At 63.6% G+C, this 12,611-nt stretch carries 13 protein-coding genes; 4 read left to right on the top strand and 9 right to left on the bottom strand.

What is annotated here, in order from left to right:
- Positions 1–5 precede the first annotated feature (5 nt).
- The 7 genes from AC1DYW_RS08715 to AC1DYW_RS08685 all read right to left on the bottom strand — a co-directional run bounded on the left by AC1DYW_RS08715 (position 6) and on the right by AC1DYW_RS08685 (position 7,479).
- Positions 6–1,004, bottom strand: a complete 999-nt coding sequence (locus AC1DYW_RS08715) for an ABC transporter ATP-binding protein (RefSeq protein WP_477225847.1) — start codon at positions 1,002–1,004, stop codon at positions 6–8.
- 210 nt (positions 1,005–1,214) lie between these two features.
- Positions 1,215–2,306 (bottom strand): ABC transporter ATP-binding protein, encoded by a 1,092-nt coding sequence (locus AC1DYW_RS08710; protein WP_477225846.1) that lies wholly within the window; start codon positions 2,304–2,306, stop codon positions 1,215–1,217.
- A 4-nt stretch (positions 2,307–2,310) separates the two neighbouring features.
- Positions 2,311–3,240, bottom strand: a complete 930-nt coding sequence (locus AC1DYW_RS08705) for an ROK family protein (RefSeq protein WP_477225845.1) — start codon at positions 3,238–3,240, stop codon at positions 2,311–2,313.
- Positions 3,240–4,283 carry an SIS domain-containing protein gene (locus AC1DYW_RS08700; protein ID WP_477225844.1) on the bottom strand — a complete coding sequence of 348 codons (1,044 nt, stop codon included), beginning with the start codon at positions 4,281–4,283 and terminating at the stop codon, positions 3,240–3,242. The genes AC1DYW_RS08705 and AC1DYW_RS08700 overlap by 1 nt, the downstream gene beginning before the upstream one ends.
- A gap of 64 nt (positions 4,284–4,347) precedes the next feature.
- Positions 4,348–5,202 (bottom strand): carbohydrate ABC transporter permease, encoded by an 855-nt coding sequence (locus AC1DYW_RS08695; protein ID WP_477226417.1) that lies wholly within the window; start codon positions 5,200–5,202, stop codon positions 4,348–4,350.
- 29 nt (positions 5,203–5,231) lie between these two features.
- The gene (locus tag AC1DYW_RS08690; protein WP_477225843.1) at positions 5,232–6,119 is read right to left on the bottom strand and encodes a carbohydrate ABC transporter permease; all 888 of its coding nucleotides are present in this window, start codon (positions 6,117–6,119) and stop codon (positions 5,232–5,234) included.
- Positions 6,120–6,219: 100 nt separating this feature from the next.
- On the bottom strand, positions 6,220–7,479 hold the full coding sequence (locus AC1DYW_RS08685) for an ABC transporter substrate-binding protein (protein ID WP_477225842.1): 1,260 nt from the start codon (positions 7,477–7,479) through the stop codon (positions 6,220–6,222).
- A 187-nt stretch (positions 7,480–7,666) separates the two neighbouring features.
- Between AC1DYW_RS08685 and AC1DYW_RS08680 the strand changes: the two genes are divergently transcribed.
- From AC1DYW_RS08680 to dhaL, 4 genes are all read left to right on the top strand, one after another.
- Positions 7,667–8,710 (top strand): Gfo/Idh/MocA family protein, encoded by a 1,044-nt coding sequence (locus tag AC1DYW_RS08680; protein WP_457151257.1) that lies wholly within the window; start codon positions 7,667–7,669, stop codon positions 8,708–8,710.
- Entirely contained in the window at positions 8,700–9,476 is a 777-nt protein-coding gene (locus AC1DYW_RS08675; RefSeq protein ID WP_457151256.1) for a GntR family transcriptional regulator, read from the top strand. Before AC1DYW_RS08680 ends, AC1DYW_RS08675 begins: the two co-directional genes overlap by 11 nt.
- Positions 9,477–9,617: 141 nt before the next feature.
- Complete coding sequence (locus AC1DYW_RS08670) at positions 9,618–10,625, top strand: dihydroxyacetone kinase subunit DhaK (protein WP_457151255.1); 1,008 nt, start codon at positions 9,618–9,620, stop codon at positions 10,623–10,625.
- Positions 10,626–10,708: 83 nt separating this feature from the next.
- A complete protein-coding gene (dhaL, locus tag AC1DYW_RS08665; protein WP_477225841.1) occupies positions 10,709–11,350 on the top strand; it encodes a dihydroxyacetone kinase subunit DhaL in 642 nt (213 codons plus the stop codon).
- Positions 11,351–11,369: 19 nt separating this feature from the next.
- Here the strand turns inward: dhaL and derI are convergent, their stop codons facing one another.
- Positions 11,370–11,807: a D-erythrulose-4-phosphate isomerase gene (derI, locus tag AC1DYW_RS08660; RefSeq protein WP_477225840.1), complete on the bottom strand. Its 438-nt coding sequence runs from the start codon at positions 11,805–11,807 to the stop codon at positions 11,370–11,372.
- Between the two features lie 32 nt (positions 11,808–11,839).
- Positions 11,840–12,607 carry a triose-phosphate isomerase gene (locus AC1DYW_RS08655; protein ID WP_477225839.1) on the bottom strand — a complete coding sequence of 256 codons (768 nt, stop codon included), beginning with the start codon at positions 12,605–12,607 and terminating at the stop codon, positions 11,840–11,842.
- Positions 12,608–12,611: the final 4 nt, after the last annotated feature.

Here is a 12,611-nt window from a genome sequence, read left to right as displayed (position 1 = left end):
CCGCCTCAGTTCGCCAATTCGCGTTCGACGTCGCGGGCCCAGTCGACGACGACCCTGTCGCCTGTCGCCAATGCCGCACCACCGCGCGAGCGCGACTGCAGCCTTGCTCCCTCTTCCAGGACAATCTCGTAGAGCGTGTCGGAGCCGAGGAAGGTGATGGCTGACACCGCTCCCCTGGCGTGGCCTGTGGCGTCATCGGATGCCGGCGAGACGACGATGTGTTCGGGGCGCACGACGATCGTCTTCGCCGGGTCGCGACCAAGCGCTGCCCCCGGCAGCAGGTTGGACTCGCCGATGAAATCGGCAACGAAGCGGTCCTGCGGATTGTCGTAGATGTCCCGCGGCGTGCCGACCTGCAGCACGTCGCCGCTGCGCATCACCGCGATGCGGTCGGACATGGCAAGCGCCTCCTCCTGGTCGTGGGTGACCAGCACGAAGGTGATGCCGGTTTCGCGCTGCAGCCGCTTCAATTCGCTCTGCATGCCCTTGCGCAGCTTGAGGTCGAGGGCCGACAGCGGCTCGTCGAGCAGAAGCACGCTCGGCTTCGGAGCAAGGGCACGCGCAACCGCGACACGCTGCTGCTGGCCGCCCGACAGTTGCGCCGGGCGGCGCGTGGCGAAGCCTTCGAGCCGCACCATTTCCAGTGCTTCCCTGACGCGCTCGTCGATCAGCGATTTCGGCGCGTTCTGCATTTCCAGCCCGAAGGCAACATTCTCGGCGACGCTCATATGCGGGAACAGCGCGTAGCTCTGGAACACCGTGTTGACCGGCCGTTTCTGCGGCGGCAAGGCGGCGACATCGCTGCCGGCGATGCGGATGGCGCCCGAGCTTGGCGCCTCGAAACCGGCGATCAGACGCAACAAGGTCGTCTTGCCGCAACCGGACGGGCCAAGCAGGGTGAAGAATTCATTGTCGAAGATTTCGAGGCTGACTTCGTTCAGTGCACGGACGGGATCGGCGTCCCTGGTCACGAAGGACTTTGACACGCTTTGGATGTCGATCATGACCGGCAAATTCCTGGGACTGCGGTGAGATGGCCGTGCCTGCTGGGAACCATCACGGTCATTCGAAACCGTGCCTAAAAATTCGCTCCAAAATTATATTTGTCAACAAATAATATATTGTTTTTGCTCTCTGACACGTGAAAGTGTGGCAGGGAACCGGCTATCCTCCGCGCCCACCCCTTTGCGTGTCGTGACGGTACGCCGGCAGGTTCAGAGCACCTTGCCACTGTCGGGATCGAGCAGGTGCATATGGGCCATGCCGAGCGAGAGTGTCGCCACCTCGCCCGGCTTCGGCGTCGAAGCGGGATCGATGCGCGCCGTCGCCTCCGCGCCGGCGATCAGCACATGCAGCAGCGTTTCCATGCCCATCGGCTCGACCACCTCGACCAGCGCCTTGATGTCGACGACGTCGGGCCGCTCGCGCTGCTCGGTGATGTGCTCGGGACGCAGGCCGAATTCGAGTTCGCGCCCGACATGGCTGGCATAGCGGGCCGTACGGGCAGCCGGGACGGCGAGAGCGGTGCCATCACCGAGCACGACGGCCAATCGGTCGCCGCGCGCTTCCAGCCGGCACTTGAAGAAGTTCATGCCGGGGCTGCCGATGAAGCCGGCGACAAAGCGGCTGGCCGGCTCATGATAGAGATCGTTGGGCGGCCCGATCTGCTCGATGCGCCCCTTGTTCATCACCACGACGCGGTCGGCCAGCGTCATCGCCTCGACCTGGTCATGGGTGACGTAGACTGTCGTGGTCGCGACCATCTGATGCAGCTTCTTGATCTCGGCGCGCATCTTCACCCTGAGCTTGGCGTCGAGGTTGGAGAGCGGTTCGTCGAACAGGAACACTTTCGGTTGCCGCACCATGGCGCGGCCCATCGCGACGCGCTGGCGCTGGCCGCCGGACAGCTGGTGCGGCTTGCGCTGCAGCAGTTCGCTGAGGTCGAGGATGTCGGCGACACGGGCGATGCGCCGCGTCACCTCGCCGTCCGGCACCTTGCGGATGCGCAGGCCGAAAGCCATGTTCTGCGCGACCGTCATCTGCGGATAGAGCGCGTAGCTCTGGAAGACCATCGCGATGTCGCGATCCCTGGCCTGCACGTTGTTGACCAGCCTGCCGCCGATATGGATCTCGCCGCCGCTCGGCCGGTCCAGTCCGGCCACCATGCGCAGCGTCGTCGACTTGCCGCAGCCGGACGGCCCGACGAGGACGACGAATTCGCCCTCTGCGATGTCGAGATCGATATCGTGCACCACCTTCAGATTCTGGAAACTCTTCGAAACCTTCTTCAGTTCGACGTCGGCCATGGCGCTACTCCCTTGCCGTGGGCGCGAACATGTCGAGCGCCAGTGCCGCGGCACCGATCACGCCGGCGTCATTGCCATGCTCCACCGCCACGATCAAAGGTGGCCGGCCGGGCTTGAGCAGCACGAAATCCCTGACATTGCGGGCAATTCGGTCGGTGAAGAACGGGCCCGCGAGCGCCAGACCGCCACCGATGATCGCCGCCTCGATGTTGAGCATGTTCGACATGATGCCGATCATCTGACCGAGCCAGCGCGCCACCTCGTCGACGACCTGCAGCGCGATGGGGTCGCCTTCCTTGGCAAGATCGCAGACGGTCTCGGCGTTGGTGGCGTCGGTGTCCGGCTTGAGCTGGCGATACCGATTGACGAGCGCACGGGCGCTGGCCAGGTTCTCGACCATGCCCGGCACCGGATCGGCAATGTCGGTGCGGGCCGGATCGAGCGAGATGCAGCCAAGCTGTGGCGGCAACCCGTCCGGGCCGTCGATCACCTTGCGGTCGATGACCATGGCGCCGCCGATGCCGGTGCCGAGCGTCAGCAGCGCAAAGCGGGAGAAGGGACGGCCGGCGCCGTGCCGCATCTCGCCATGGGTGGCGCAGACGGCATCGTTGCGGACGATGGCCGGGACGCCGAAGCGAATGCCGAACAGTTTCGACAGCGAACCCTTCAACAGTGCCGGGATCGCCGGGCATCGGCCATTCAGCATACCGGTCTCGGTATTTGGCGTGCCCGGCACACCAATGCCGATGGCGGTGATGTCCGGATACTGCCGCGTCAGCTCGTCGGTGGCCTTGGTGACCAGATGGACGAAATCCGCAAACTCGATATCCCGATGTACCGGGACAGCGCCGCGCGCCAGCACCTTGCCCGAACCGTCGACGGCGCCGAGCTTGACCAGGCTGCCGCCAATGTCGATTCCGATCGCGGTTACCATCAGGCCTCCTTGCGGATGCGCACGTTGAGCCTGCGTCCGAGATTGGGATAGATCATCTTGTCCGGATCGATGCCACGCGCGATCGCCAGCTCGCAACCATACCATTGCAGTGGGATAGGCGCCCAACAACCGGCGAGCCATTGCTGTTCCGGCTCGATCGGCCAACTGACATCGAGGTCGAAGCGGGTCGGATGGCCGGAGAGGTTGAGGACGACCGCACGTGGCCCGAGTTCGGCCAGAGCCTCGCCAAGATTGGCGGCGACCTTCGCCTCGGCTTCGGTCTGCGCGATGGCGATCACCAGGCTTTTGTCCGTTGTGCCATAGACATGCCCATGCAACGCCTCCTCCGTGTCGAAGGCTGCTGTCGGCACGCCGCTGATCTCGGCGATCTTGAGCGACGCCTCCAACGCGGTGCCGAGATGCGTCGCCTGTCCGGCGACCAGTATGTAGTCGGGGACGCCGAAGCGGGTGATCAGATCCTTCGCTGCGGCAAGACCGGTTTCCGCTGTCTGCTCCAGTTGTCCGAGAAGCTTCGACAGATCGACCGTCTTGTTGGCGAGCTTGGCGGCAACCGCCAGCACCGAGATGACGGTGGCGGTATAGCCCATGGTCTTCGGGCCGACCGTCTCCGGACCGATCGGCATGACGATCACCTCGGCGCCGGCCTCAGTAATCAGGCTGCCCTCCTCACCAGTAATGACAAGGGTGGGAAACCCGCGCGCCACCGCCAGGCGCACCGCTTCGATCGTGGTGATGCTCATGCCGGACTGCGAGGCAGCCAGAACCAGCGTGCGCTGGTCCGATGTCTTGGGCGGCAAGCGCAGGAAAGCCTCCGGCTCCTTGGCGATCACCGAGGCGCCCGTCCCCTCCTCCAGCGCTTCGGCGCCGGCCAGCAGCGCATTCATCGAGGAGCCGGTGCCGAGCAGCACGATGCGCTGCGGCTTCTGGCGCAGGCTAGCGAACCGATCCAGATCCGCGCCGATGGCGGCGGGCAGCCCGGTCAGGGTCGAAGGCTGCCGGCGGATGTATTTGCCTATCTGCATCTTGATGTTCCATCAGTTCGAAATTGTAGAAGTCTTGCGAAAATCTGTCGGCCATGACGTCCGGCTATTTGCTGTAGCCCTTGCTCAGGCCGCTGATGAATTGCCGCGAGAACAGGGTGAACAGCAGGACGAGTGGCACCGCGCCAAGCGTCAGCGCGGCGAGAAGTGCGGGATAGTCGTTCATGAACTGGCCGACGAATTGCTGCACGCCGAGCGTCACCGTCTGGTTCTGCCGGCTTGGAGCCAGGATCAGCGGGAACCAGAGGTCGTTCCAGACCGGCAGCATGGTCAGCGCAGCCACCGCGGCGAGGCCGGGCCTGACCAAAGGCAGCACGATCCAGAAGGTGCGCAACTCGCTTGCACCATCCATGCGCGCTGCTTCCTTGAGATCTGTCGGAACGGTGCGGAAATAGGTGACCATCAGCGTCACCGCGATCGGGATGCTCATGGCGGTGTAGACGAGGATCAAGGCGGCCAGCGTATCCATCAGCTTCCAGGCGAGCATCATCTGGATGAGCGGGATCGTGCCGAGCCGGATCGGCAACATGATGCCGAGCACGAACAGGCCAGCGAGCAGCGAGGCGACCCGCACGCGGTACTCAACCAGGGCGAAGGCGGCGAGCGTCGACAGGACCACCGTCAGCACGATCGTCGTCACCGTGACGATCAGGCTGTTGCGGTAGTTGACGATGAAATTGCCGCGGGTGAAGACCCGCTTGTAGCCTTCGAGGCTGAAGGTCTTGGCCGTCGGCAGGTCGAACGGACCACCGAAGATCGCCGGCGTCGTCTTCAGCGAATTGATGATGACGATCAGCACCGGTCCTATGGCGAGCAGGACAAAGAGGATCAGCAGTGCGTGGACGATGATGCGCTCCAGCGTCCAGGGCTCGCGGTCCTGGCGGCGGCGGGCAACTGGCATGGTGAGGTCCGGGGCGCTCATGTCAGCTCCTAGACCGAATAGGATTTCAGGCGGCGCTGGATCAGCCAGAAATAGACCGATGTCACCAACAGAACCGTGAGGAAGATGATCGTCGCGACCGCGGCACCCAGGTCGAGATCGGCAAGCTGCCCGCTCGAACCGAAGAAGGTCCGGTAGAAATAGGTGCCGAGGATGTCGGTGCTGTAGTTGGGTCCGGGCGCCGATCCGTTGAGCGCGAACACCAGGTCGAAGCCGTTGAACGTCCAGATGTAGGTGAGGATCGCGATCAGGCCGAATTGCGGCGCGATCAGCGGAAACTTGATCTTCCAGAACGTCGTCCAGCCGCCGGCGCCATCGATGTTGGCGGCTTCGACGAGCTCGTTGGGCACCGCCAGCAAGGCGCTGTAAAGGAAGACCATCGGGATGCCGAAATACTGCCAGACCGACATCAGCGAAATCGTGGTGAGTGCGGTCGATTCCGTGCCCAGCAGCGGAAAACCGACCAGGCCCCAGAGCGGGTTGATGATCAGGCGCCAGACGAAGCCGACGATGACCACCGACAGCGTCGCCGGTATGAACAGCAAGGTGCGGTAGATACCTTCCGACCGTGCCAGTTTTCCCGACGTCAGCAACGCCGCTAGCAGCAGGCCCATCGGCACTTCGACAATGAGATGGATGGCGAAATACTGCATGTTGTTCAAAAGCGCGTTCCAGAAGCGGGCGCTGATCGTCGGATGCGTGAACAGGCGCTCGTAGTTGGCAAGGCCGACAAAAGTGTCGCCAGAGACGCCATTGGTCTGGAAGAAGCTCATCACGATCGAGGTCGCCAGCGGCAGCACGGCAAAGACCAGGTAGACGGCCAGGGCCGGCAGCACGAACAGCAACAGGTTTCTGTAGGCGGCAGCGGGAGATATCAATTGATGACCTCTTGTTCACGCCGGCATGGATGTGCCGGCGTGCCCGAAGGCTTCGCGCATGCCTCGCCGGCTGGCAAGACATGCGCAAGGCGTTCCCGGATTACTTCTTTTGCGGTCCGTACCAGGAGGCGAGCCCGGTCTGAAGCTCGGTGGCAACCTGCTGAGGCGTGACGTCCGACTTGGTGAACATCACCTGCAGCAGACGCCAGGTCTCGTCGTCGAGCGGAGGCGTGCCGGCGCTCAGGCGATCCAGCGCCAGCCGCGGTGTCAGCTCAGCGCCTTTCTTGAGGTCGGCGAAATCCTGCGCTAGCTTGTTCTTGTAGGTGACCGGCTTGCTGCTCATGGCAAAGAAGCCGGGCGCGGCGTTGACATAGAGCTCCTGGAATTCGGGTCCGGCGACCCAGTCGAGGAAGGTCTTGGCCGCTTCCTTGTGCGTGCTCTTGGCATTGATGCCGATGCCCATGTCCGGCATCTCCTGCAGGTAGCGCTGGTCGCCCGCCTTCGGCACCGGCGGACCGAACACGCCGATATTGAGGCCGGTCGAGGTCGCCTGGTTGATGTCCCATGAGCCGTCCGGGAGGATGGCCGCCTTGCCGAGCGTGAACAGCTGCGTCATGTCGGCATAGTTCAGGCTTTCCTGCCCGGCCGGCAGGAACGGCTTCCAGGCTTCGAAGGCGGCGATGGCATCGACGAATTCGGGGTCGGTCAGTTTCTTCTTGCCGTCGATCAGGCCGAGCCGGCCCTGCTCGCCCTTCCAGTAGGCCGGACCGATGCTGTAGAGGCCGTTATAGGCGAGTTGCCAGGATTCGGCCGAGCCGTAAGCCAGCGGCGTATAGCGGCCGTCCTTCTTGATCGCCTGCAGCACATCGATGAACTCGGCGCTGGTGGTCGGCACCTTCAAACCCAGTTCCTTGAAGATGTCGGCGTTGTAGTAGAAGCCGGCGAGCACGGCGGCGACCGGCAGACAGTAGGCCTTGTCGTCGGCGCCCGACCAAGCGGCGCGGGACGTCTTGTCGAAGTTTTCCAGGCCCGGCAGCCCTTCCAGGGATTCGAAATAGCCGCGCTTGATCCATTCGCGATTCACGTCGAAGGGGCGGCAGGTGATCAGGTCGCCGCCGGCGCCGCCTTCGATCTGCGACTGGATGGCGGCATTGTATTCATTGGTGTTGATCGGCGCGAACTCGACCTTGATGTCGGGATGCTTGGCTTCGAAGGCGGGCAGGATGGTGTCCTGCCAGACCGCGATGTCCTCGGTCCGCCAGCTGTTCAAGGTGATGGTGACCGGGTCGGCAAAAGCGGCGCCTACGCCGCCTGAAAACATCACGCCAAGCGTCGCCGCCAGCGGGATCGATACACGCATGGAACGCATTTTCCTGCTCTCCCTCAAGATGGTGCCCCGTGTGGATTCACGATTTTGCACTGTTGCCTGGGACCATACCTACTGATACATGTTGTGACAAGTGGTATTGTATTGTCTTTTCCTGTTGTATGGTCGTTGTCCGGACTGGGCGCCACCAAACAGACGGCAAGAAATTTGGGAGGACTTGATGATTGGAGTTGGAATTCTGGGGTCGGGTTTCATCGCTGAGACCTATGCGGACTCGCTGCTCGACGTACGCAATGCCGAACTCGTGGCCTGCTCCTCGCGCAGCTTCGAGCGCGCCGAAGCCTTCGCGAAAAAGTGGGGTTCAAAGGTCACCGCCCACAGGGATATCGACGCCTTGTGCGCCGATCCGGCGGTCGAGCTCGTGGTGATCGCGCTGCCCAACGAGATCCATCTCGAAGCCGTCAGGATCGCTGCCAGGTACGGCAAGGCCGTCATCTGCACCAAGCCATTGGCACGCACGGGCAAGGAAGCGCAGGAAATCCTCGATATCGTCCAGCGTGCCGGCATCTGGCACGGCTATGCCGAATGCGCCGTGTTTTCCCCCAACATTGCCAAGGCCCACCAGATGATACAGGCGGGCGGCATCGGCAATCTCCTCACCATGCGCGCCCGGGAAGCACATTCGGGGCCGCACGCGCCGCATTTCTGGAACGCCGAGCTCGCCGGTGGCGGCGCCCTGCTCGACATGGGCTGCCACACCGTCGAAAGCGCCCGCCACTTCTTCGGCAAGGACAACGAGATTACCGAGGTGATGGCGTGGGGCGCGACGCTGGTCCACGGTGATAAGACAACCGGGGAAGACACGGCGATCGCGCTGCTGAAATTCGCCGGCGGCCAGCTCGCGACGATCGAATCGTCGTGGATCGAAAAAGGCGGCATGCAGCTTCGCCATGAACTGGTTGGCTCGGCCGGCCGTATCGTCACCGACACATCCGTCGGCCCGGTCTGGGGTTTTATCGAAAAGCCGGTGGGCTACCTCGTCGAGAAGGCGGATTCCGAGACCGGCTGGGTCTATCCGGTGCCCGAGGAGACCCGGGCCTACGGTTTTTCACAACAGATGCGGCATTTTGTGGAACACTTCGCGGCTGGGACGACGCCACTGGAAACCTTCGAGGATGGGGTCATCGTTAACCAGGTAATTGACGCCTGCTACCGTTCGATGCGAACGGGCGTCTGGGAAAAGATCAGGGCAGATGGTAACTGAAATGGAGGGCTCGCCACTGCAGTCGGACGGACCCGAACCGCTCTGGCGACAAGCGGCCGATGCGATCCTGCAGGAGATCGCCGCCGGCAAGCTTGCTTCGGGCGCGCGGCTGCCGCCCGAGCGCGATCTGTTCACGCGCATGTCGATCAGCAGGGTGACCTTGCGCCGGGCCCTGCAAAGCCTTGTCGAGGAAGGTGTGCTGACCCCTTCGCATGGGCGCGGCTGGTATGTTTCGGCCAAGGTGCCGAAGGAGTTTCCCAACACGCTGGAATCCTTCAGCGAGACCGCCAGGCGTCTCGGTCTGGCGCCCTCCTCCGACGTGTTGCGCGCCGAGGAAGCACCCGCCTCGCTGGACGAGGCCGAGGAGCTGTCGATCGCACCCGGCGCGACGCTGTTCCACCTGGAAAGGATCCGCCGCCTCGACCAGGTTCCGGTCGCCGTCGACACCTCGTTCTTCGCCCTCGCCCTCGTCCCCGATCTCAGCCGTGTCGACTTCCGCACCGCTTCGCTGTTCGGCCTGCTGATCGATGCCGGCGTTGATCTGGCACGCGCCGAAACCACGATCGAGGCGCGCGGCGCCGATCCTACCCTCGCGCGCCACCTCGACATCGACGTCGGCAAATCCACCCTGGTGATGCGTCAGCTCATCGTCGATGCGACCGGCCGGCCGCTGCTGTCGTCGACGATCCGATATGCCGGCGACCGCTATCGCCTTCGCACGTCGTTTTCGCGGACAGGCAGGTCGGCGGGGCGCGCCGCTGGCTAGCCGCCGGATCGCAACCGTCCAGGCATGCTTGTCAACAACGGCGGCGCGCGAACACCGCAACGCGTGAAATGCTTTTGCCGGGTGGAAATCCCGATAACACCCGGTACTATCTGCAAAAATATCGAAATCGGGAGGCTACGGGTGCAGACCAAGAAGATCATCAATGACGGCAACCGCGCCGTCGACGAGATGCTGGAAGGCATCCTGGCCGCGCATCCCCGCCATCTCAAGAGCGTCGACGGCAGTTCACGCTCGATCATCGCCCGCGACGGACCGCGCCAAGGCAAGGTGGGCCTCGTCATCGGCGGCGGCTCGGGGCACGAGCCGAGCTTTCTCGGCTTCGTCGGCAAGGGGCTGGCCGATGCGGCGGCCATCGGCAACGTCTTCGCCTCGCCGCCGCCAGACCCGATCCTCGAATGCGCCAGGGCGGTCAGTGGGGGCGCCGGCGTCCTGTTCATGTACGGCAACTATGCCGGCGACGTGATGAATTTCGACATGGCGGCCGAGATGGCTGATATGGACGACATCGAGGTGCGCACGGTGCTGAGCACCGACGACGTCGCCTCGGCACCGCGCGACCAGCGGCACAAGAGGCGTGGCGTCGCCGGCAATTTCTTCATCTTCAAAGCGGCCGGTGCCGCCTGCGACCGGATGCTGTCCTTCGACGAATGCGAGCGCATCGCCGGGAAGGCCAACGACCACACCTTCACCATGGGCGTCGCGCTGTCGCCCTGTTCGCTGCCGCAGACCCGCCGGCCGAATTTCGAGATCGGGCCTGACGAGATGGAGATCGGGATGGGCATCCACGGCGAGCCCGGCATCGCCCGCGGAAAACTGAAAACGGCCGACGAGATCACCGACGAGATGCTGGACAAGATCCTCGACGAGATGGCGCCGGCACGCGGCGACAAGGTCGCCGTGCTCGTCAATTCGCTCGGTTCGACGCCGCTGATGGAACTCTACATCATGAACCGGCGGTTGAAGCGCCGGCTTGATGACATCGGTGTATCTATTCACGCAACCTGGGTCGGCAATTACTGCACCTCACTCGAAATGGCCGGGGCCTCGATCACGCTACATCGGCTGGACGGCGAGTTGCAGACGATGCTGGACCACCCCTGCGACTGCGCCATGTTTCGCGCCGGCTAGACCATGATCCCGAAAAGTGGAGTTCCGGTTTTCGGAAAAGTTCATGGTCAAACAATAGACCTTCAGCGGCAAGGGCCAAAGACATGACGACAATCGACACCGCCCGCCTTGCCGGCATGTTCGCGGCCATCGCGGACGCGATGTCAGCCGACAGGGACCGGCTGTGCGCGCTTGACGGTATTATCGGCGACGCCGACCACGGCATTGCGATGGAGCTCGGATTCTCCGCAGCACGCGATGCGGTAGCGGCATTGGACACCGGAGCCACCGATCCGACCACCTTGCTGAACACCGCGGCAAAGTCGTTTCTGAATGCCGTCGGCGCCTCCTCGGGTCCGCTCTATGCCACTGCGTTCATGCGCGGCGCGGCAGCCGTGAAGGGCAAGACGTCGCTTGACGACGCCGACGCGGTCGCAATGTTCCAGGCCATGGCCAAGGGCATTCAGGATCGCGGCAAGGCCGAGCCGGGCGAAAAGACGATGATGGATGCATGGGGTCCGGCAGCGCAGGCGGCGGGCGAGGCGCTGGCCTCCGGCAAGGGTCTGGTGGACAGTCTCGAGGCTGCTGCCCAGGCGGCTAAGTCAGGTGCGGAAGCGACCAAGGCGATGATCGCCGCCAAGGGCCGGGCCTCCCGCCTCGGCGAACGCTCGCTTGGCCATATGGATCCAGGCGCCGCGTCCGCCGTAACCGTGATCGAGGCGATGCGAGTCGCCTTGACCGGCTGATCAGGAGCGCGTCTCGCCTTCAGCGCTTGCTGTCTAGGTTGTCGATGGCCTGCACGTTTGCGGCGGAGGGGCCATTCGGATCGAACTCCGAGGCCAGCCATGCGTCGGCGATCGATTTCGCCAGTTCGGGACCGATGACGCGGGCGCCCATGGTGATGATCTGTGCGTTGTTGGACTTGGCGGCGCGCTCGGCGGAATAGGTATCGTGGGTCAATGCGGCGCGAATTCCCGGGACTTTGTTGGCGGATATGCTGACGCCAATGCCGGTACCGCAGAACAGGATGGCCCGGTCGTAGTTGCCGTCCAGAATTTCGTGACCGACCTTGGCGGCGATATCGGCGTAGAATCCGGCCTGGCTAAGATCGCTCACCTGCAGCTCCGGCTTCGTGGCGAGATGCTTGGCGATGACGTCGAGCAGCGGTTTGCCGGCGCTGTCGGCTCCGAGTGCGATTTTCATGGCATGAACTCCTTTGCTTCTTACTGTAGTGGTCAGCGCTCGATGGCGGCCGACGCCTTTTTCAGGATGTCGATGTAGCCTTCCGCTTGCCACGCCGAACGGCCGATGAACAGGCCATCGACATGCGGCTGGCCGATCAGTTCGGCCGCGTTGCCGGGATTGACGCTGCCGCCGTAAAGCGCGGGCGGCGCCTTCGCCATCCGGCTTGCGGCGACCTGTTTGATCAGCGCCTGCTGCTTATCGGCATAGTCGGCGCTGGCCGGGATGCCCTTCTCGCCGATCGCCCAGACAGGCTCGTAGGCAAAGAGGATTTCGGCCGACAATTCGCCGTCCTCGAGCCCTTGCAGCGCACCAAGAACCTGGGCGGTCAAAACGTCATCGGCGCGACCGTCTTCGCGCTCGGTCAGCGTCTCGCCGACGCAGATCAGCGGCACGAAGCCGTGCCTGACCGCCGCCGCCGTCTTCAATCCGACGGTCACATCCGTTTCGCCGAAATGCTCGCGACGCTCGCTATGGCCGAGTTCGATCAGATCGAGCCCACAATCCTTCAGCATCACCGGCGAAACCTCTCCCGTCCAGGCGCCGGCGTCGGCCCAATGCATGTTCTGGGCGCCGACCTTCACGCGGGTCTTGGCCAGCGCCGTCTTGACCTCGCGCACGGCGGTGAACGGCGGAATGACGAACGGTTGTATCGCCGGATCGAAACCAGGCATGAATGCCGCCAGGGCATCGGCGAACTGCAGTGCCTCCGCCAGCGTCTTGTTCATCTTCCAACTCGTGCCGACCCAATATGGGGCCATTCTT

The sequence above is a fragment of the Mesorhizobium sp. P2_D5 genome, from assembly GCF_056404355.1.
This window is presented reverse-complemented; position numbering and strand designations above follow the sequence as displayed.